The organism is Kitasatospora sp. NPDC088134, from assembly GCF_044741705.1.
Classification (GTDB): Bacteria; Actinomycetota; Actinomycetes; order Streptomycetales; family Streptomycetaceae; genus Kitasatospora.
On record NZ_JBIUTD010000001.1, the window covers coordinates 1 to 18,575 of the forward strand.

10 protein-coding genes and 3 CRISPR repeat arrays are annotated in these 18,575 nt (G+C 71.5%); of the genes, 6 read left to right on the forward strand and 4 right to left on the reverse strand.

What is annotated here, in order from left to right:
- Positions 1–402: 402 nt before the first annotated feature.
- Positions 403–1,404 (forward strand): methyltransferase domain-containing protein, encoded by a 1,002-nt coding sequence (locus ACIOHG_RS00005; RefSeq protein WP_400943271.1) that lies wholly within the window; start codon positions 403–405, stop codon positions 1,402–1,404.
- Positions 1,405–1,448: 44 nt separating this feature from the next.
- Positions 1,449–3,123: direct repeats of the CRISPR family, unit length 29 nt; unit sequence CTGCTCCCCGCCCGCGCGGGGATGGTCCC.
- Between the two features lie 2,285 nt (positions 3,124–5,408).
- On the opposite strand, the gene ACIOHG_RS00010 is transcribed toward ACIOHG_RS00005, so the two are convergent.
- The 4 genes from ACIOHG_RS00010 to ACIOHG_RS00025 form a co-directional block, all read right to left on the reverse strand.
- Positions 5,409–5,660: a type II toxin-antitoxin system RelE/ParE family toxin gene (locus ACIOHG_RS00010; protein WP_400943274.1), complete on the reverse strand. Its 252-nt coding sequence runs from the start codon at positions 5,658–5,660 to the stop codon at positions 5,409–5,411.
- A complete protein-coding gene (locus ACIOHG_RS00015) occupies positions 5,657–5,914 on the reverse strand; it encodes a type II toxin-antitoxin system Phd/YefM family antitoxin (protein ID WP_400943277.1) in 258 nt (85 codons plus the stop codon). The genes ACIOHG_RS00010 and ACIOHG_RS00015 overlap by 4 nt, the downstream gene beginning before the upstream one ends.
- Positions 5,915–6,521: 607 nt before the next feature.
- A CRISPR array of direct repeats spans positions 6,522–8,867; the repeat unit is 28 nt; unit sequence CTGCTCCCCGCCTGCGCGGGGATGCCCC.
- 773 nt (positions 8,868–9,640) lie between these two features.
- Positions 9,641–10,093: a hypothetical protein gene (locus ACIOHG_RS00020; RefSeq protein ID WP_400943280.1), complete on the reverse strand. Its 453-nt coding sequence runs from the start codon at positions 10,091–10,093 to the stop codon at positions 9,641–9,643.
- Positions 10,094–10,450: 357 nt separating this feature from the next.
- Positions 10,451–10,588, reverse strand: a complete 138-nt coding sequence (locus tag ACIOHG_RS00025) for a hypothetical protein (protein ID WP_400943283.1) — start codon at positions 10,586–10,588, stop codon at positions 10,451–10,453.
- Between the two features lie 316 nt (positions 10,589–10,904).
- On the opposite strand from ACIOHG_RS00025, the gene ACIOHG_RS00030 reads away from it, so the two are divergent.
- From ACIOHG_RS00030 to ACIOHG_RS00050, 5 genes are all read left to right on the forward strand, one after another.
- Entirely contained in the window at positions 10,905–12,797 is a 1,893-nt protein-coding gene (locus tag ACIOHG_RS00030; protein WP_400943286.1) for a competence protein CoiA family protein, read from the forward strand.
- Positions 12,798–13,271: 474 nt separating this feature from the next.
- Positions 13,272–15,682: a CRISPR direct-repeat array (repeat unit 28 nt; unit sequence CTGCTCCCCGCGCCTGCGGGGATGGTCC).
- A gap of 582 nt (positions 15,683–16,264) precedes the next feature.
- Entirely contained in the window at positions 16,265–16,555 is a 291-nt protein-coding gene (locus ACIOHG_RS00035) for a hypothetical protein (protein ID WP_400943289.1), read from the forward strand.
- A complete protein-coding gene (locus ACIOHG_RS00040) occupies positions 16,552–16,944 on the forward strand; it encodes a hypothetical protein (protein ID WP_400943292.1) in 393 nt (130 codons plus the stop codon). The genes ACIOHG_RS00035 and ACIOHG_RS00040 overlap by 4 nt, the downstream gene beginning before the upstream one ends.
- 405 nt (positions 16,945–17,349) lie before the next feature.
- The gene (locus ACIOHG_RS00045) at positions 17,350–18,213 is read left to right on the forward strand and encodes a protein kinase (protein WP_400943295.1); all 864 of its coding nucleotides are present in this window, start codon (positions 17,350–17,352) and stop codon (positions 18,211–18,213) included.
- An 87-nt stretch (positions 18,214–18,300) separates the two neighbouring features.
- Positions 18,301–18,567 carry a GNAT family N-acetyltransferase gene (locus ACIOHG_RS00050; protein ID WP_400944803.1) on the forward strand — a complete coding sequence of 89 codons (267 nt, stop codon included), beginning with the start codon at positions 18,301–18,303 and terminating at the stop codon, positions 18,565–18,567.
- Positions 18,568–18,575 lie beyond the last annotated feature (8 nt).

The following is an 18,575-nucleotide window of genomic DNA, read 5'->3' on the forward strand; positions in this document are numbered from 1 at the left end:
TGATCAATATCGCGGACACGGACCCGGTCGCCACGAGATCCTGGAATCGAGTCCGTGCCGCAGCGATCAAATCCGGACAGTTGGGGGGAATCCCCTATCGAACGCCCTCTTAGAGGAGGCTCGCATGGACAGCACTATGGACGTGGAGAACTCGGGCGGAGACGGGGGCGGTAGCGGGGGCGACGGTCATCCCGGCACGCCGTGGACTCCTCCGCCCACGCCGCCGTCGCCGGACGGGACCACCCCGCCCGGTGACGGCGGGCGCCGCAAGTGACCCTCGCACCCGGCCAGAGGGGCCACCCCGGTGAGGGGCGGCCCCTCCCTGTCTCCGACGCGTGGGCGCCGACATTCGCCGCCGTGCCCCGGGCGCTGTTTCTCCCGGACCTGGTATGGGCACACGACATGGCCAGCGGAACCAGCCGGCCCGTCGAGAGGAGCGCGGACGAGGCCGGCTGGCGGGCGGCCGCCGCCGCGGACGTCCCGATCGTCACGCAGTGGGACGACGGCGACCACCAGGGCACCGAGCCCGGCACAGTCCCCACCAGCTCCGCCTCGCAGCCCTCGCTGGTCGCCTCCATGCTCGACGACCTGAAGGCCGAGCCCGGGATGCGGATCCTGGAACAGGGCACCGGGACCGGCTGGAACGCCGCCCTGCTGAGCCACCGGCTCGGCGACAGCCACGTGACCACCATCGAGATCGACCCTGCCGTCTGCGCCCAGGCCCACACCGCACTCCACACCGCCGGCTTCCACCCACACGTGGTGTGCGGCGACGGCGCACACGGCCACCCGCCCGGTGCCCCCTACGACCGAATCATCGCCACCTACGGCCTGCGCGACATCCCCCCGGCCTGGATCGAACAGACCCGCCCCGGCGGACTGATCCTCGCCCCGTTCGGCACCCACTACTCCAACGCCGACGCCCTGCTCCGCCTCACCGCGACCGGCGACGGCACCGCGTCCGGGCCGTTCCTCCAGCCCGTCGAGTTCATGAAGATGCACTCCCACCGCCTCGCCTGGCCTGCCAACCCCGCCCCCGGCGGCACCGTCACCGAAACCACCACCACCGCCCAACTCCCCGACCACGGCAAGTTCGACCCCTTTCCCTTCGCCGCCGGACTGCGCCTGCCCGACGTCGTCCACGCCATCCAGCCCCACCCGGACGGCGCCCGGACCCTGTGGCTCTACTCACTGACCGTCCCTGCCTGGGCAGCAGTGGCCTTCCGCGACGGCGAGGACGTCCACCAGGTCCGCCAATACGGCGGCCGCCACCTGTGGGACGAGTTCGAAAAGGTCCTCACCTGGTGGCACGACGCTGGTGAACCACGTGTCGAACGACTCGGACTCACTGTCACCCCGGCCGGCTGGCATGCCTGGCTCGACGAACCCGGCCAGCCTGTCTGACCGCACCGGTGGCCAGAGTTCCGCCTGCTCGACGACGGCGAGCAGACGCCCCCACGCAGGCGGGGATGACCCTCAGCTGTCAGTCTCCTGCTGCTGGCGGGAGGCCTGCTCCCCACATCCGCGGGGATGGTCCCGCGATGCCGTCGAGGCTGAAGCAGCTGGCGTCCTGCTCACCGCGCCTGCGGGGATGGCCCCGAGGAGGAGCTGGCCCGCTGGTCGGACACCCCCTGCTCCCCGCGCCCGCGGGGATGGCCCCTACAGCGTTTGTAGCAGCAGTACCTGGCGTCACTGCTCCCCGCGCCCGCGGGGATGGCCCCGACGTCGCCAGGAGATCGGAGGAGTAGAGGCCCTGCTCCCCGCGCCCGCGGGGATGGCCCCATCACCGAGCTTCCGAAGGCTCTCACCGCTTTCTGCTCCCCGCGCCCGCGGGGATGGCCCCCCAGGTGTCCTGTGCCAGGTCTTCGGCGTTCGCTGCTCCCCGCGCCCGCGGGGATGGCCCCTGTATCGGTTCTGGCAGAACCGATGGTCGCCCCTGCTCCCCGCGCCCGCGGGGATGGCCCCCGCTCCACGTACGGGCCGCTGGAGACCGTGACCTGCTCCCCGCGCCCGCGGGGATGGCCCCATCACCGAGCTTCCGAAGGCTCTCACCGCTTTCTGCTCCCCGCGCCCGCGGGGATGGCCTCCGCCACCGGTCCAGTGAGGCGCTGTCGCGTTTTCTGCTCCCCGCGCCCGCGGGATGGCCCCCGGGTACTCCGTCCACCGGCCGCGCTGCTGCCCTGCTCCCCGCGCCCGCGGGGATGGCCCCGCGGCGATGGCGACCATCTTCGGCTCCGACGCCTGCTCCCCGCGCCTGCAGGGATGGCCCCGGGTCGGTGTCGAACGCGGCGACCGCGAGGGTCTGCTCCCCGCCTGCGTGGGGATGGTCCACAGGTGCGGCCGGTCCCGGGACGGATCAGCCGCTGCTCCCCGCCCGCGCGGGGATGGTCCACAGGTGCGGCCGGTCCCGGGACGGATCAGCCGCTGCTCCCCGCCCGCGCGGGGATGGTCCCGAGCCAGGGCGGGGCGGGACACGGATCGGGCGCTGCTCCCCGCCCGCGCGGGGATGGTCCCACGGGTGGGTCGCCGACCTACCCGGTGCTGCGCTGCTCCCCGCCCGCGCGGGGATGGTCCCGACGGCCTTGATCTCGCCCGCGATGCTCTCGACTGCTCCCCGCCCGCGCGGGGATGGTCCCTGGGCTTACGTCGTGGAGGAAATCCAGGTCAGCTGCTCCCTGCCCGCGCGGGGATGGTCCCCCCCTCGACCCCCACCCCTCGGCCAAGCGCGCTGCTCCCCGCCCGCGCGGGGATGGTCCCAACCGGCTGACCGACGCGATGCTGTCGCAGCGCTGCTCCCCGCCCGCGCGGGGATGGTCCCGGGCTCGGCCGCGACCTCGGGCCGAAGGTGATCTGCTCCCCGCCCGCGCGGGGATGGTCCCGGGGCGCTGAACACCGTCCAGCCGTCGCGGCGCTGTTCCCCGCCCGCGCGGGGATGGCCCCACCACGGACCATCCGCACACACTCGTGCACCTCTGCTCTCCGCGCCCGCGGGGATGGCCCCGGACGGCCCATCTCGTCCTCGGCGTCGGCGTACTGCTCCCCGCGCCCGCAGGGATGGCCCTCCCCCGACAAAACCGCAGGTCAAACATTCCCCCTGCTCCCCGCGCCCGCGGGGATGACCCTACGGCAGGGGCGGGTTCGGAACAGTCCATGCTCCCCGCCCCTGCGAGATGGTCTCCACGTCCGGTCGTGGTGTTGGGCGATGGTGACCTGCTTCCCTGGCTCTGTTCACGTCGCAGAGCAGCATTTCGACGGCAGTTTGGGAGTCAGCGCCCGAGCCGAATGTTCACGAGAGCGGTCAGCACCTTGGTAGTGACCAGCAGGACACCGGTTGCAGCCCACTTGGGGCGCAGGACAAAAGCGCTGGCTACGGGGTTCAGGCGGGAGCGAGCACCGCGCCGTTGCCGGACACCAGCGGATGACTCCCGTTCTCGTGAACATCGAGTCGTCCGGTCCGCAGGTGCCTCCCGAAGTCGTGACGAACTGACTCCGCAGCCCGTGTACAAAGCCACTTCCCCGGCTGTGGTGGGTCGGCGGCCTGTGCGGGTGGGCGGGTTCGGCGGATCGTGGTGCCGTGTCGTACGGCTGTGGGAGCATCACCCGGCGCCGCCACGCTCCTTGACACCTCCACAGCACCACCCGGCACACCATCACTCGGGCGACACCACACCCGACCACCGCCTTCCCTCCCCCTGTCCCCCTGCGAAGCACAAGGCCCGCCTCGACGCAGAGATAGAGAAGGTGGCGGTATGTCACTTATGGCCGAATCCCGCAAGATGGCGAATTCCCGCACTGCCACCGCATAACACCGCAGGTCAACACGCTGCTCCCCGCCCGCGCGGGGATGGCCCCGAGGAGGCCGGCGACCTCTTCAACCGCTTCACCTGCTCCCTGCCCGCGCGGGGATGGCCCCTACGAGGTGGCGAGCTGGATCGTGAAGCTCTGCTGCTCCCCGGGTCCGCGGGGATGACCCCGCGGAGTACGCGTTGACGACATCGGTGACCCACTGCTCCCCGCGCCTGCGGGGATGGCCCCCGGCGCAGGAAGCTGGTCTGCCGCTTGGCGAGCTGCTCCCCGCCTGCGCGGGGATGACCCCCACCAGAAGCACGGGAAGTACCAGAGCCTCCCCTGCTCCCCGCGCCTGCGGGGATGACCCCCGCTCCGCCAAAGCTGCCTCACTCGGCCACGGCTGCTCCCCGCGCCCGCGGGGATGGCCCCGGGCCCGCCACCACCTTGTTGCGCGTGCCGTCCTGCTCCCCACGCCCGCGGGGATGACCCCTGCTTGTCGAAGACGACGAGGAACACGGAGTCCTGCTCCCCGCGCCTGCGGGGATGGCCCCTGCTCGGTGGCGCGCCGGGCGGGCTCCGCTCGCTGCTCCCCGCCCGCGCGGGGATGGCCCCGACCTCCTCTACGAGGTGCGCACCGACCGACCCTGCTCCCCGCCTGCGCGGGGATGCCCCCGTGAACTTGCCCGACAAGCCGAACACCAGCAGTTGCTCCCCGCCTGCGCGGGGGTGGACCGGGTGCGGGTGAGTGGGTTCGCCGGATCACGGCGTCGTGTCGTACGGCCGTGGGAGCATCGCGCCGTACTCCGGGCTCCTTGACACCTCCACAACACCACCCGACCGACAACCCCCTCCTTCCCCGGCGGAGCACAGGCCTCGTCTCGACACTGAGAAAGTGACGGTATGTCACTTATGGCCGAATCCCGGAAGACGGCGAATTCCCGCACTGCCACCGCATAACACCGCAGGTCAACACCGCTCCCCGCCCGCGCGGGGATGACCCCAACTTCGGACTCAGCGGCGCGCAGACGACCACCCGCTCCCCGCCCGCGCGGGGATGACCCCGCGACCACGCAGGGCCAGCTCGCGCTGCTGGTCTGCTCCCCGCGCCCGCGGGGATGGCCCCTCAGCCCGAACACAGTGGCGGCGATCCTCGTCCTGCTCCCCGCGCCCGCGGGGATGACCCCTGACGGATCGACAGCCGCAGCACCTCCTGGAGGTGCTCCCCGCCTGCGTGGGGATGACCCCGTTGCGGGGATCGAGGCGGTCGATCCAGTCCCCTGCTCCCCGCGCCTGCGGGGATGGTCTGCTCCCCGCCCGCGCGGGGATGGTCCCGGCCGCCCGGACCTGACCCCGCAGGACAAGGCCTGCTCCCCGCCCGCATGGGGATGACCCCCAGGGGCCGATGTCGTACACCGGCGTGCCGTCCTGCTCCCCGCCCGCGTGGGGATGGCCCCAAGACCGCCCAGGACTTCCTGGAGGGCGACCGCTGCTCCCCGCCTGCGCAGGGATGGTCCAGCACCTGAGTCTCGTGCGAGACGCCGCCCAGTTGCTCCCCGTGCCTGCGGGGATGGCCCTGCGGTGATGGTTCTTGGTGGCTGGGATTTTCCGGGGGTGGGTGTTCAGCCGATTCGACCGAGGTGGATCACGATGACGGTGACGGTGGTCTCGGTGATCTCGTACATCACGCGGTAGCGGCCGACGTGTATGCGGCGCAGGTCGGCGGAGCCGTACTCGGTGCTGCCCGGCGGGCGCGGGGATGCGGCGAGCAGGTCGACGGCGTCCATGAGCTGCCGCAGGCCTTCGGGGTCGTCCTTGAGGAACCGGGCGGCGGCGTTGATGGCCGGCTCGTCCCAGAGGATCGTGTATTTCAAGCGGTCGGTCCCAGGCCGAGCTGGGCGCGGACCTTCTCGTGGGGCAGGCCGGTGCTCTCGCCGGCCGCCTGCCGTGCGCGGTACTGGGCCAGGGCGAGGGCGTCCTCGAGGTCGGCCAGTTCCTGCGGGTTGATCAGGACGGCGGCCGGCTGGCCGTGGTCGGTGATGGTGATGCGCTCACGGGCGTGGGAGGCACGCCGCACCAGCGAGCCGAGACAGGCCCGCGCCTCCGTGATCGGCAAGGTGTCACTCATGTACGCAACTGTACACTTCAATACTCTGCCGTACAGTCGACTTGAAACGAGCGACTCGGGACGAGTGACCTGCCCGCGCGGGGACGGCCCCCCGGAGGGCGGGTTGTCCTTGTCGAGGTCGGACTGCTCCCCGCCCCTGCGGGGATGGTCCCCGCCTCGCCGAAGACGTCGCCAACGCGTGGTTCTGCTCCCTGCGCCCGCGGGGATGACCCCGCCGCGCGGTCCCAGGCGCTTACCCACGGGGCTTGCTCCCCGCCCCTGCGGGATGGTCTCCACGTCCGGTCCTGGTGTCGGGGGTGGTGGTCTGCTTCCCCGGCTGTGGTGGGCCGGCGGCCTGTGCGGGCGGGCGGGTTCGGCGGATCGCGGCGCCGTGTCGTACGGCCGTGGGAGCATCACCCGGCGCCGCCACGCTCCTTGACACCTCCACAGCACCACCCGGCACATCACCACTCGGGCGACACCACACCCGACAACCGCCTTCCCCTCCCCCGGCGAAGCACAAGACCCGTCTCGACACAGAGAAGGTGACGGTATGTCACTTATGACCGAACCTCGGAAGATGGCGAATTCCCGCACTGCCACCGCATAACACCGCAGGTCAACAAGACTGCTCCCCGCCTGCGCGGGGATGCCCCCGCGATGTACTCCCGGCTGCACGCGAGCCGGAAGCTGCTCCCCGCCTGCGCGGGGATGCCCCCTAGCCGACACTCGGCGACACCTGGCGGACAGGCTGCTCCCCGCCTGCGCGGGGATGCCCCCAAGTGGGCCGTCCCGGTGGCGACCAGGACGGCCTGCTCCCCGCCTGCGCGGGGATGCCCCCTACTACGCGCTGAGCGCCGAGCAGCAGAAGAACTGCTCCCCGCCTGCGCGGGGATGCCCCCGGTCAGACCGACATCGCGTCCCGTATCTACACCTGCTCCCCGCCTGCGCGGGGATGCCCCCGGGATGAAGCCGTCGGCCCGCTGGGTGGGGACCTGCTCCCCGCCTGCGCGGGGATGCCCCCCCTCACCCAGAACGGGCCCGGGGACTCCGCCCTGCTCCCCGCCTGCGCGGGGATGCCCCCCGCACCCCCGCGACGGCGAGCAGGCACTGGACCTGCTCCCCGCCTGCGCGGGGATGACCCCGCATCCTGATCAGAAGGCGTGGATATGGACACCTGCTCCCCGCCTGCGCGGGGATGCCCCCCGCGGCTTCACCCGCAGCCGGATCATCCTCAACTGCTCCCCGCCTGCGCGGGGATGCCCCCGATCAACGTCCGAACCCCGACGGCAGATGAAGCTGCTCCCCGCCTGCGCGGGGATGCCCCCCACGCCGGTAACGTCCGGGCCGAGGTGATCGACTGCTCCCCGCCTGCGCGGGGATGCCCCTTCGCGTCCGTGTCGAGCATTTTTCCCCGCGGCCTGCTCCCCGCCTGCGCGGGGATGCCCCTCGGGGTCGATGGGCATGATGTCCATGGGTGCTCTGCTCCCCGCCTGCGCGGGGATGCCCCCTGCTGGATGCCCGATGCGGTGTGTGCGATCACCTGCTCCCCGCCTGCGCGGGGATGCCCCCGACACCATGAACAAGATCTTCACGCTGGGCATCTGCTCACCGCCTGCGCGGGGATGCCCCTGATCTGAGTGGGGGTCAGGTGACTCCCCACCGCTGCTCCCCGCCTGCGCGGGGATGACCCCGGGCTGTCCGCGAGGCTCGTGGTCCAGCCGGGCTGCTCCCCGCCTGCGCGGGGATGCCCCTCCTCCTCGCGCACCTGTGCGGGGACTACCTCCCTGCTCCCCGCCTGCGCGGGGATGCCCCCGCCTGGGTGTAGCTGGTGATCTCCCACAGCAGCTGCTCCCCGCCTGCGCGGGGATGCCCCCGGCAGATGGAGGCAGACGCCACCGAGGCGATGCTGCTCCCCGCCTGCGCGGGGATGACCCCGTCACCGGTCCTCCCGACGGGCCATCAGGTAGCTGCTCCCCGCCTGCGCGGGGATGACCCCGACGGTCCCGATCAGCGACACTTTGGTGTCGTCTGCTCCCCGCCTGCGCGGGGATGGTCCCGGCCGCAATGACGGCGTCCGTCCGAGTACCGCCTGCTCCCCGCCCGCGCGGGGATGGTCCCGCCCGGGCACCGGACTGCCCCACCGTGCCGAACTGCTCCCCGCGCCCGCGGGGATGGCCCCCGCCTGTTGGAGAAGAGCGCGCCCTACCGGGCCCGCTCCCCGTGCCTGCGGGGATGGCCCGCCGGCCGACCCGCCCCCGCCCTGCACAGCCAACTGCTCCCCGTGTCTGCGGGGATGGTCCCTCCGACCGCGGCGCGATGGCGGCCAGGGGCAATTGCTCCCCGCCCGCGCGGGGATGGCCCCCTGCAGCAGTCGGTGTCGCTGGTCCGCTGGAACTGCTCCCCGCGCCTGCGGGGATGGCCCCCACACGAGAGGTGGTGGCGTGATGCAGGGTACCTGCTCCCCGCCTGCGCGGGGATGGCCCCGGCCCGTCACACAAGTTTTCGAGTGCAAGAGTCTGCTCCCTGCGCCCGCGGGGATGGCCCCTCGCCGGCACCCGCGGCCTGGTGGAGCGCTACCTGCTCCCCGCGCCCGCGGGGATGGCCTCGCCGGCACCCCGCGGTGGTACCAGAGCATGTTCTGCTCCCCGCCTGCGCGGGGATGGCCCCGCCGACCGGCACGGCAACTTCGTCCTGCGCCACTGCTCCCCGCCTGCGCGGGGATGGTCCCCAGACGTCCGCCGTCGAAGCGAAGGCCTCCCGCTGCTCCCCGCGCCTGCCGGGATACTCCCTGTGTGCTGCCGATGTTCGAGGTCAGCCCCATCTGCTCCCCACACCTGCGGGGATGACCCCGTCAAACCGGCCCGTACGTGACCCCCAGTGCACTGCTCCCCGCGCCCGCGGGGATAGCCCCGGCCAGTGGCCCATGATCCCCTGTCCCCGGAACTGCTCCCGCGCCCGCGGGGATGGCCCCCAGGTGATGTGGTCCCAACTGATGCGCCCCCCGCGCGGGAATGGTCCCGGGACGGCGACGCCGACGGAGGCGACCACCGCCTACTCCCCGCGCCTGCGGGGATGGTCCCCGCTGCCGACGCAAACCGCCGACGGCCAGTTCCTGCTCCCCACGCCTGCAGGGATGGTCCCAGGCGGTGGACACGGACAAGATTCCGGCCCGGCTGCTCCCCGCCCGCGCGGGGATGGCCCCGAGGTCCTGCGCCTGCGCCAGGTCAGCTCTCTCTGCTCCCCGCGCCCGCGGGGATGGCCCCCGAGGTCGTGGCCGACATGGCACCGTTCCGGCTGCTCCCCTCCTGCGCGGAGGTCAGCCGTCGCTCTCGACCGCCTGGGCGCTGGCCGGGGAGTCCTCTCCGCAGCTGCGGAGGTCAGCCGGCCGCCGGCTCGTGGCCCGGCTCTGGTATGAAGTCCTCTCCCCGGTCGCGGAGGTCAGCCGGCGTTCCAGTCCATGCCGCCGTCGCGTAGGCCGTCTTCTCCGCGAACGCGGAGGTCAGCCGTCGTTCGGTGGAGCACCATGACGGGCTCTCCTGTCTTCTCCGCGTCCGCGGAGGTCAGCCGCCCGAGTGCCGGGTGCGGGCGTGCGAGGGGCCGTCCTCGAAGCGTTCCACGGCCTCCAGCCGGCCCCGCTCCCTCGCAGCCCTCCCCGCCCGCCGCCCTGCGCGTATCTCACGATCCAGGGCCACCGGGAGGGACCCGCCACCGTCAGGCGAACGGCATCGACATCACCGATCAAGTTCAGCAGCCGGACCGGGCGATCCGGCGCGGGTTCCGGGCAATGGCAACGGCGAGCAGTTCGGCGGCGACGAGGGCCGGGGCCCAGAGCCAGGTGCGGGGCAGGAAGGCGGCGGCCCCCAGGGCGACCAGGAGTGCGACGCCCTGCAGGGTGGCCGTGATCTCCGGGAGCACGCCCGGTGTCCGCCCCGTCGCGGACCGGACCGCAGCAGTGCCCCACAGCGCGGGGAGGACCAGGGAGAGCAGCAGGGCGAAGCCGAACAGCGGGACGGCGAGCACGCTGCCCAGGTTCCCGCCGCCGGGCGAGTCGTCGCCGGGGACGGGCACCGGGTGTTCGACCTGCCAGTTCGCTAGCCGGGTCGCCTGCAGGAAGACCGCCGGTACGACGGCCGAGGCCAGTGCGGCCGCGCTGTAGTGGCGCCAGTTGCGCGGTGTGCTTGCGCCGGTCCCTGTCATCGTCCCCGCCCCTGTCCCTCGCGCCGTTGTGGTCCTGCGCTCGCTGTTCGGACGTGGCGGGGAGCCGCGCCGGTTCCCGGGCCGCGCGGTTTTCACGGGTCCGGGTCGGACGGCCCCGGGCGGGGAGGTCCGCCTGCCAGCACCCGCGGCGAGACCCCCACTCGAGGACCGGGTCCGACCCGGGGAAGACATCACCGGACCGGCAACTCCCCGCTCCCCGGCGTCCTACCTGCATGCCACCATGAACCCGCACCGCTCCTTGACACCACAACACGCCCAACAACCAAGACGGGCAAAGAACCTGCAAAGCCGTCACAACGCCCCAGGTCACGAAGGTCCTTTCCGCCAGCACGGAGGTCAGCCGTAGTCGAGTTCGAGGGTCTCTTCCGCGAGCGGGTCCTCTCCGCAGCCGCGGAGGTCAGCCGTGCCCCCGATGGCGTAGATGTACAGCCGCTGCGTCTTCTCCGCGAACGCGGAGGTCAGCCGCGACCGCATCGGGCGCCGAAGCCGGGGGCCGCGTCTTCTCCGCGAACGCGGGGATGGTCCGGGGGCCTTTGTCCACACCCACAAGGGGTGCTTCTGCTCCCCGCGCCCGCGGGGATGACCCCTTGGCGGCCGGTGCAGGCCGTAGCGACGAACGTCTGCTCTCGGGCCCGCGGGGATGGTCCCGACTGCGCGATGGCGTAGTTCGGGATTTGGGCTCGCGACGCTACTTTCCGTGGCAGCATCGTCTCTTCTGCGTCGCATTGTCTTTGCTGCTGGAGCGTGAATGCCGTCGCCGTATGACGATCACCGCCGCATACAGACTGCCGTGATCGGCAGTGGAAGTTCGGATCTGGCGATCATTCTTCCCATGCAGGCGGACGAGCTGGCTGTGTGGAGACGGAAGCATCCCACGTACACCTACTGGTGCGGCACGTTGCTCGGCGGTTGCGGCGAGCCGCTGACCGACCGTCTCTATACTGATAAAGTCTGCCATTTCGCCCACCATCCGCATCATGCCTGCACGCGGACAGCTACGGGGGAGGACAGCGCAGACCATCTCTTCATGCGCCAGACGCTGGTTCAGTGGCTGCCCGAGCAGGGCTTCGCCGGCGATGTGCGGTGGGCAAGGAAGACAGAGGTGCCGAACTCGGGCATCGATGTGGACCTGTATGACGGGCGGACCCTCCGGATCCGGCTGGGCCGCGGGGCCGAGCACCTTTGGGGGGCCTCTGCGGAAGTGGTCCGACCCGGCCGTGGCGACTGGGTCTTCGGCACAGGCATGCCGGTGCCACGCGAGTTCTTCGACGAGCAGGGGTTCGTCTTCCGCATCCGTTTCGAGACACGTGGGGCAGAGCGCTGCCCCTACCTGGGCGTGCAGCAGGCAACTGGCGGCATCGAGTGGGCCCCCTTCACCCAAGCAGTGCTGACCGGCGACGGACTGACCACGCCGGCCACACGAAAGATTCGTGCCACCCGTAGGAAGACACCGGTCGGCGACCCTGCCACCGTGCCGAGATCATCGACAGACACGGACTCCGGACCCCGCGATATGGACGGTGACGTCCTGGTTACCGCTCTGCGCGAGGCCCTGGAACTGGACGCCCGTTGGGGCAATCGCCCGACCTGGACCCGTCTGATGCAGACGGTTGACACAGATCTCTCCAGTCGAAGCGACGAAGAACTGCAGGACATCCTCGCCGCCGTGGATCAGGTCTTCCACCGGAACGACCCAGTGCTCTCGGCGCTCATACGGACAGAATCCGGCGACCCGCTGCCCTTCCTGCCCGACGTCCTGGAGGATCTCGGGATCGGGCGAGCGTCATCGAGCGCGCAGCTCAGAAGGTGGTGCCAGAGGGAGTCCGATCGGGCTTTCGCCAAGTACGGTGTCCCACCGCGTACGATGCCGTCCCCGCTGCCCCTCGACGCAGCCGTCCCGGAGATACTCGTCGGACAGCCGCTCCAAACCCGGCAGCGCCGGTCGCCCGTGAGCAGTCGCCCTCCCCGACAAGCACCGGATCGCACAGCCCAACGCCAAGCCGCAGAACGAGACGCACTGGAGAAGCTTGTCGCCGAAGGCAGAACGCTCGCCAAGACGGTAACCGACGCGGCGACAAAGAAGCGGCTCACCGACGAACTGAGGCTCGCCCGGCGCTACCTCCAAGGAACCCTCCAGACCGCGGACAACAAACGCGGCAGTCAACTCCTGCGGAGCATCACCATCGAACTGGAAGCCGCCATCGCGGCAACACGCGCGAAAGCGGACAAGAAGAGCAGGAAAGAGCGCCGTTCACAGCCCGATACCCCCGCAGTACCGCGCCTCGACGAGACCATCGCCGCCGAGCAACGCCCCCAACACCTGCGCGACCACCTGATCGCCGTCGCACGACAAGGCGGAACGACAACCTGGCCCCAACTGCCGAAAACCACCGCGACCGCAAGCGACGCAGAACGCCGCCGACTGCTGACAGCCGTTGAACGCGAAGCCAGCTGGGCCGATGGCCCATTGATGTCCGCACTCGTGACAACTGCCGACGGAGGACCGCCCGCATACTTCCGTGGAATCCTTAAGAACCTCGGATTCGCCGTGCCGGTCTCGGACGAGGTCCTGCTGAAAATCTGGCACAGAGAACGCCAACGCGCCTACGCCGCTTACGCCGTACCTTCCCAACCCGTCCCACCCCGGCTGGTACCCCGAGCAGCCGACGTCGGCAACACATAACAAGGCCGACGCGGTCCACATCTGCGTCCTACACCTACGGAAAATTTCCCAGCCGGGCGGCCGACGAGCCGCTCTGGGCTGACTGCTCCCTGCCTGTGCGGGGATGACCCCAGGCCGTCGTCCAGGTACAGGTCGGGGCTGCCCTGCTCCCCGCCTGCGCGGGGATGGTCCCCACGTCTGGTCGTCGTATCGGCCGGTGGTGATCTGCTTCCCCGGCTGTGGTGGGCCGACGACCTGTGCCGTTGGGGCGGGTTCGGCGGATCGCGGCGCCGTGTCGTACGGCCGTGGGAGCATCGCGCCGTACTCCAGGCTCCTTGACACCTCCACAGCACCACCCGACCGGCAACCTCCCTCCCCAGCGAAGTACAGAACCCGTCTCGACACAGAGAAAGTGACGGTATGTCACGTATGACCGAATCTCGGAAGATGGCGAATTCCCGCACTGCCACCGCATAACACCGCAGGTCAACAAGACTGCTCCCCGCGCCTGCGGGGATGGTCCCACCGTCTACGAACCCATCTCCGCCGAACCCCCCTGCTCCCCGCGCCTGCGGGGATGGTCCCATGCCGAGCGCGCCGCCGATCAGCAGGGACTTCTGCTCCCCGCGCCTGCGGGGATGGTCCCGAGCAGTGGCAGCGCCGCGCGGTCAGCATCCTCTGCTCCCCGCGCCTGCGGGGATGGTCCCGTCAGCCATCCAGGAACTCCGCGCGCCAACAGCTGCTCCCCGCGCCTGCGGGGATGGTCCGGAGAACCGCGACCAGGACGCCGCACCCAAGGCCTGCTCCCCGCGCCTGCGGGGATGGTCCCTTCGCCGCCTTGGGGCGCGCAATCGGTGTGAGCTGCTCCCCGCGCCTGCGGGGATGGTCCCGGGATGGACGGGGACGACTGGAGCCGGATCAACTGCTCCCCGCGCCTGCGGGGATGGTCCCCGGGCCGGCAGCCCGACGAACTCCGTCGCGGCCTGCTCCCCGCGCCTGCGGGGATGGTCCGCTCGCTCGGCCGGTCGGGGTTCTGGATCAACTGCTCCCCGCGCCTGCGGGGATGGTCCCCAGTGCAGCAAGTGCCGGCCGCTGCCGAGGTCCTGCTCCCCGCGCCTGCGGGGATGGTCCTCCAAAATGACACGCCTGGAGAACGCGCAATCCCTGCTCCCCGCGCCTGCGGGGATGGTCCCTCGGGGGAAGTGGCCGCGCTGGCTGGGAGCATCTGCTCCCCGCGCCTGCGGGGATGGTCCCGAGCGCCTTCACGGTCTCGCCGAGCTTGGCGGCTGCTCCCCGCGCCTGCGGGGATGGTCCCTTCGCGCGAAGCCAGCCGGTCCAGCCCTCCGGCTGCTCCCCGCGCCTGCGGGGATGGTCCCGGGCAAGAGGCGCGGCAAGGCCGGCGGCCCCACTGCTCCCCGCGCCTGCGGGGATGGTCCCAGCGGGCAGCCGCCGGACTGCTGGACCAGCGGCTGCTCCCCGCGCCTGCGGGGATGGTCCCTGCACGGTGTTGAGGGCCGGCGGCGCGTCGGATTGCTCCCCGCGCCTGCGGGGATGGTCCCAGGGCGAAGTGCGTGGCGGCGGCGGTGTCCGTCTGCTCCCCGCGCCTGCGGGGATGGTCCCCAGAAGGAGCTGCCGGACCCGGCCGGGTACGGCTGCTCCCCGCGCCTGCGGGGATGGTCCCTGCACGGAGTGGCAGGGGCCGGCGATCGTCACCTGCTCCCCGCGCCTGCGGGGATGGTCCCGATTCCGTGCTGCTGCTTGGCCAGCAACTCGTCTGCTCCCCGCGCCTGCGGGGATGGTCCCTCCGCCCGGTCCACCGCCTTCTGTGTGGCCGCCGCTCCCCGCGCCTGCGGGGATGGTCCAGCTGCCGCAGCAGCGCCACCCCCTGATCGAGCCTGCTCCCCGCGCCTGCGGGGATGGTCCCCTCCGCAACTACGGCCCGAACAAGATCTACTCCTGCTCCCCGCGCCTGCGGGGATGGTCCCCAGCGCCTCCACGCCGCCAGGCGCCAGCAGCACTGCTCCCCGCGCCTGCGGGGATGGTCCCGGTGAGAGCATCGGTCTGATGAACCGACGGTTCTGCTCCCCGCGCCTGCGGGGATGGTCCCAACATCGCCTTCCGCACCACCGAGCGAAGCGCCTGCTCCCCGCGCCTGCGGGGATGGTCCCAGCCTGGTCAGTCCTGCCCACAAGGGCCCATTCTGCTCCCCGCGCCTGCGGGGATGGTCCATAGGAATGCGCGGAAATCCCGTGCGGAATGCACTGCTCCCCGCGCCTGCGGGGATGGTCCCACCGGCGCCAAGGTCGGTGCCGGACTGGTCACCTGCTCCCCGCGCCTGCGGGGATGGTCCCGTGCCGCTGGCGTCATACCAGTCGATCACCGGCTGCTCCCTGCGCCTGCGGGGATGGTCCCGACACGGTCCCCGGTGCCGGGTCGAGGCCGAGCTGCTCCCCGCGCCTGCGGGGATGGTCCCACGTCGTGCGCGTCGCTGCCGATGTTCGCTCGCTGCTCCCTGTCCGCACGGGGATGGCCTCGTCAACGGCGTGGCCTTGTTCCGCCCCGTGGGCTGCTCCCCGCGCCTGCGGGGATGACCCCTGACCCGAGAACATCAGGATCAGGTTCAGCACCTGCTCCCAGCGTCCGCGGGGATGGCCCCGGTTCGTTTAAGGTTCGGATCTCGGCGCTGACCTGCTCGCCGCTCCCGCGGGGATGGCCCCTGGCCTGGGCAGTTCGCGCGCTTCTGCACTTCCTGCTCCCCGCCTGCGCGGAGATGACCCCGGCCCGCTCGCTTGGAACGCCGCGTCCAGGAGCTGCTCCCCGCCTGCGCGGGGGATGACCTGATCCCTTGGCCGCTGTTGCCGGCCAGAGCAACCCCGCCTGTTCCGCGCCTCCGCGGAGGTGGCCACGGTGTGGTGTCGGAGGGCCGTGGGAGCATGCGCCCGCACCACCGCGCTCCTTGACACCTCCACAGCACCACCCGGCACATCATCACTCGGGCGACACCACGCCCGACAACCGCTCCCTCCCCTGCGAAGCACAAGACCTGCCTCAGCGCAGAGAAGGTGACGGTATGTCACTTATGACCGAATCCCGGAAGACGGCGAATCCCCGCGCGGCCACCGCATAACACCGCAGGTCAACAAGCTGTTCCCCGCCCGCGCGGGGATGCCCCCTACAATCCCTGGTGCGACATGGCCGTGTCCAACTGCTCCCGGCCTGCGCGGGGATGCCCTCTCCCCGCCGATCACCGGGGCCGTTCCGAACCTGCCCTGCTCCCCGCCTGCGCGGGGATGACCCTCAGGGCATGCGGCTCGTCCAGACCACCGGCAGCTGTTCCCCATGCACACGGGAGTGGCCCCGCGGAGGTCAGCCGCACTATGACTCCGGTGTCGCCATGTTGGTCGGGTTCTCTTTCCGGGCGTGGGTTTGATAAGAGTGCCCTCCCCTGCTGGTACACCATCGGTATACCAGCAGGGTACGATCGTGGTATGGCTGATGCGACGATCAAGGTCTCCCCTGATACGCGCGACCGGCTGGCCGCTCTCGCGGCGGCCCGCGGCACCACGATCGGCGCTCAGGTGGCCCTGCTGGTGGAGCAGCAGCCCACTGTGGAGCAGATCGCCGAACGTGTCGCAGAAGGCCGTCGCCTGCTGCGGGAGCGCTTCGGCATGACGCTGCCGGACGCGGAGTTGGACCGGGGTCCGGATCTGCTGCAGCGGGTCTACGACATCGCTGCGGCCGACGCGCGCGCCAAGGTCGCTCCCCGGCGCAGCGCGTGATCGTCCTGGATTCAAGTGCCCTGGCCGCCCTGGCCGCCGGTCATCCGCGCCTGCACCGGATCGTGGACTCCGCACTGCACAGCCCGTTCCAGCACCTGCTGATCCCTGTGCTGTGTCTGGTGGAGGCGGAGCTCGGGGACGAGGGCGTGGCGCAGGCGGTCCTGGCGCTGCCGGCGCTCGAGTTCGAGTCCCTGGACGCGACGTCCGCGGTGGTGGTGGCGACCATAGTCCGGGACGGATACGGAGGCCAGGACGTGGCCCACGCCATCGCCACGAGCCTGCCCACCCCGGTGCGCCCGCAGCAGCACCTGATCCTGACGGCCCGCACAGAGCTGTATCCGCCCGGGATCGCCACCGTCGACATCGACGACCCCCGCCTGGAACCGTAGACGCCGAAACTCTGGCGTCGCACCCGCGTGCCACGATGAATCTGCATCGCTCCCTGGCGCCACAACACACCCAAACAATCAACCCAGGCAAAGAAACTGCAAACCCCGCACAACATCGCAGGTCGCGAGGGGCTTCTCCGCTAGCGCGGAGGTCAGTCAGGCGGTGGGCGAGGGCCGGTGGGGGCTGCGTCTTCTCCGCCAGCGCGGGGATGGCTCCATCGCCCAGGAGCGCGAGCGCGCGGTGGCCTGCTGCTCCCCGCCCACGCGGGGATGGCCCCAGCATCACGGCCTGTTCGGCGCCGGCCGCCGCCCGCTCCCCGCGCCTGCGGGGATGGTTCCCACCACTGGAACTCCGGCACGCTGCCCATGGCCTGCCCCCCCTTGCGAGTGGAAGGCAGTTCGAGAATGGGCGAGTTCCCTGCCGGTGCCGCAGCGGCCCTGAAGGCCGCGGAGTCCCTGTGCGGGCCCGTCACGCTGACGGCGATCAGTGACCGGCGCGGCTCGGCGGTCTGGAAGGCCGGCGGTTCGGAGGGGGCGGTGGCCGTCAAGCTCGGCACCGGGGAGGCCGCCGAGGTCACCGCGCGCGAGGCGTCCGTGCTGGAGCGGCTTCCCGGGTACGACGTGCTGGTCGGCCGGATCGACGGCGGCGGGGTCTGGTACGTCACGCGCTGGGAGGAGGGGCCGAGCACCTGGCAGCGGTTCAGGTCCGTTCGCGCCGGGCGCGCCGACGCGCGGCCCGAGGCGCTGGCGAGCGCCGTCCAGGTCGCCCGGGCCGTCGCGGACCTGCACGGCCCCGGTTGGATTCACGGCGACCTCCAGCCCGCCCACGCGCTCCACACCGCGGACGGGGTGCGGCTGATCGGCTTCGCCTGGTCCCGCCGGCTCGGAGAAACGCCCTGGACGGCGTTCCGGGGAACGATGGTGCACCTCACCGCGCCCGAGCTGGCCACCGACATCACGGCCGGCGGTCAGCCCGTGCTGACCACCTTCCTGTCCGACGTGTACGCCCTCGCCGCCTCCCTGTGGACCGCCGCGACGGGAGACTGGCCCCTGGACTACGAAGCCGCGGGGATCGACCGGAAGGCCGCCGGACCGGTCGTGCTGCTCGAAGCGATCGGAGAACGGACCGTACCGCTCACCCCCACCGAGGCATGGCCCGAGCTTCAACAGGTACTCAAGGACGTGCTGCTGACCGATGCCAAGGACCGCCCGCCGGCCACCGAACTCGCCGACCGGCTCACCGCTCTCCACGAGGCCGGCCGCCGATGATCGAACTACGGGAACCGGTGCTCGACGACGCCCGGGCCATGCCCGGCATCCACACCCCGAGGCCGTGCGCTACCTCCTGCGACCGGACTGCGACCGGACACCTGGAACCGGGGCTGTGCCACCCTCGCCGTCCGCCACCTGCTCGGCCCGGCCCAACGCTTCGGCGTGTCCCGGGTGTACGCCCGGCACCACCCGGACGACCCGGCGTCCGGCCGCGTCCTCATCAAGGCCGGCTTCGCTCCGACCGGCGCGGAAGCCGGATTCCCGACCTGCTCCACCACTCTGCCGCGCCGACTCACGCCCGTCTCCGAAGCCTCCCCCACGGGCCCGCGCCTGCTCATTGACCATGCCTGACAGGTACT